This is a genomic window from Budvicia aquatica DSM 5075 = ATCC 35567 (assembly GCF_000427805.1).
Lineage (GTDB): Bacteria > Pseudomonadota > Gammaproteobacteria > Enterobacterales > Enterobacteriaceae > Budvicia > Budvicia aquatica.
Genome location: NZ_ATYS01000112.1, coordinates 1 through 2,454, shown reverse-complemented (window position 1 = coordinate 2,454; position 2,454 = coordinate 1). Strand labels below are relative to the sequence as shown.

Below are 2,454 nucleotides of genomic sequence, written 5' to 3'. Positions count from 1 at the left end.
GTCTCTAAGCATGGTAGTCAGTCCATTTTTTGTACTGACCTTATTAGATCAAAGTCCTAGCCTTTTGACTAGGACTTTGTCATCAGTCTGAGGCCAGTAATAGATTATTACTGGCCTTTTAAATATTTATCTTGGTTTTTTATATTAATAACACGGCGTGAGGCACCATGAGTATCAACCCTTGTTGTCACCGTTGTAAATGTCAAGAACATGTTCGTCAGTAAAGTCAATCTCAAGTCAGAATTCAACGTGACTCAATATAGTCGAATACACCATCACCACAGTAGTCAGTTATTCTTCGACTAAAAAATCATACTCGGCCCCATCAGCATCAATGTAAACGCGTTCACTGGCATAGACGTAGGCTTCTTTATCTAATACTACGTCGCCTAAACAGACTTTGTTCATCATCAGCTTGTTACCATGAAAGACGGCAAGACCAAATTGAGTGTCGTTTCGGTTATAGATAACGTAAGAATAAGCACCTTTCTCGAAACGGAAATATTGATAAGACCAATTCGTGCCTAAGATGTGGGCATAGTAAGGGTCTTCGCCCTTTAGGGTTAACTCTGATTTGCTCTCTCCCGTCTTTCTATAGTCATAGACCAATCCATTCTCGTTGCTTAAATCAAGCGTTACCGTGTGGTGATTGCCTAAGTGGCATTGAAACAGGGTTGACGCGGTGACGACATCGCTGGCACTCAGTACGAGAATGCCAGATAAAATCATGAGGCAAGTTTTACGCATAAAATATTTCCGTATCAATAAAATGATTGTTGGTCGTCTTTGCGTTATTTCGTCAGCTGTTGCGCAATATCTAACGTGGTATACGCATTTCTCCGGGAGTTTCCGTATTATTATCGATTTCAAGGAAATATTTGCGCGCGGTATTGCCGATGATATTCGTGGTTACGCCATCGAAAGTCCCACCAATAATTCCTCCGACCACAGGAACCAGTTTCCCTAAGTTGATAATCCCTTTACTGCCAAATTTTGTCAGTAAACGAAATCCAACCGCTTGATTTATTTTTGTGATAATTGCACCTGAGAGGTTCTTGATGGTTGACTGGGTCAGTTTCTTACCCATATCAACGCCTGCCCTTTTTAATATGTCAGTCACAGCGCTACCACATAAGCACGCATAGACTATCGTTTTAACCTTATCGTCTTTTAAATCGTATTCACCCATATGAGCGATAGCCGCAATCATGCGCAGTTGAATATACAGCACACTGGTAATATTAGCGGGAAGCGTCACGGGCATGACCATCACGCCTCCCAGACCGGTAATAAAACCGCTGGTTATCGCTTTGCTATTTTGCCAGCGTATCAATGAATTGGCGTTGTTGATGGGGTTATTACTTTCTTTCATATAGCTTTCTGCTATTTCTTGGGCGGTATCCAGTCCCTTAACGCCATTGACCGCTTTGTCGTAAGCCCAGTCTAATGCGTGTTGAATGGTCACTGCTGTTAACGGATTTTTCATATGGATCCTTCCTAAACTGATGAGTCAGCCTGCTCTTTTGCAACGTTCTGGTGATAAGGTTTAGCACGTGCATCTCAACATCTTTATTGCATCATGATGAAAAATAGAGACAACAAGAAGCCACGTGTTGTGATGGTTTCAGCGTATTTCTTCTATTCAGTCGTTCTTTTTAGGTGGTGACATCCGTTTAATCAGAAAAACAATGAGTACAACGATGAGAACAACAGGTAATGCACAAATTAAAAGTATTAACAATTCAATGATTGATATGCCACCCATAGTGCGAGTCCTTAAGTTAATGAGTAAAGTGCTTTATTTTCATGGCTTAATGCCATCGGGATGATTTTCTTATCTCGGTAAATGTCACAAAATAATCCTTTGTAAATAAAAGACTATTTTGTTTTTTTGACAGATTGAAGAACATTACCAGAGCATGCAAAGAGAGTCAGATCGTTATGAACGATCAATGCTGTTGATTTTGATCGTCGTAAACTATGATTGGAATAAAATATATTTTCATGGAGTAAATCTAGAGTAACTCACTGGTTTTTGACTGTGATATCAATCAACGTAGCGTTGTAGGGGGCGTAATTATGTCTGCTGTTGTCATTCAATGACGGTATTTTGGAGAACATCGTCACCGCTCCCACATTGATGACCGGTAATGTTATCGCAACGTGAAATTTTACTGTTACGGCCATCTTTATGTATCGGATATCGATAAGCTTGATGTCATCGCCCGTCACTGCTGAGCTATAGCCCTTATCGCCATGCCTTCGCACCCGATTATCCACTTTCTCTCTTATCCTAAACGACCCTGATGGCGTTATTCGACGCCTTATCCCCGAAAAGCGCAGGGTGACCTGTTTGAACCTATCGTTGTGAGACTATTATGACATCATCATTCATTACGGATGTGCCGGCATCAGTGTGCCCGCAAGTTTGCCACCTGTATGCTTTCAGGCATG

The 2,454-nt window shown here is 41.2% G+C and carries 2 protein-coding genes; both read right to left on the bottom strand.

All coding sequences use genetic code 11. The features are described 5' to 3' along the window. Positions 1-291: 291 nt before the first annotated feature. Positions 292-747, bottom strand: coding sequence for a hypothetical protein (locus tag YWE_RS0120775; RefSeq protein ID WP_029096195.1), 456 nt, complete (start codon positions 745-747; stop codon positions 292-294). 70 nt (positions 748-817) lie between these two features. After that, positions 818-1,486, bottom strand: a complete 669-nt coding sequence (locus YWE_RS28225; RefSeq protein ID WP_036016740.1) for an EcsC family protein — start codon at positions 1,484-1,486, stop codon at positions 818-820. Between the last annotated feature and the right edge of the window lie 968 nt (positions 1,487-2,454).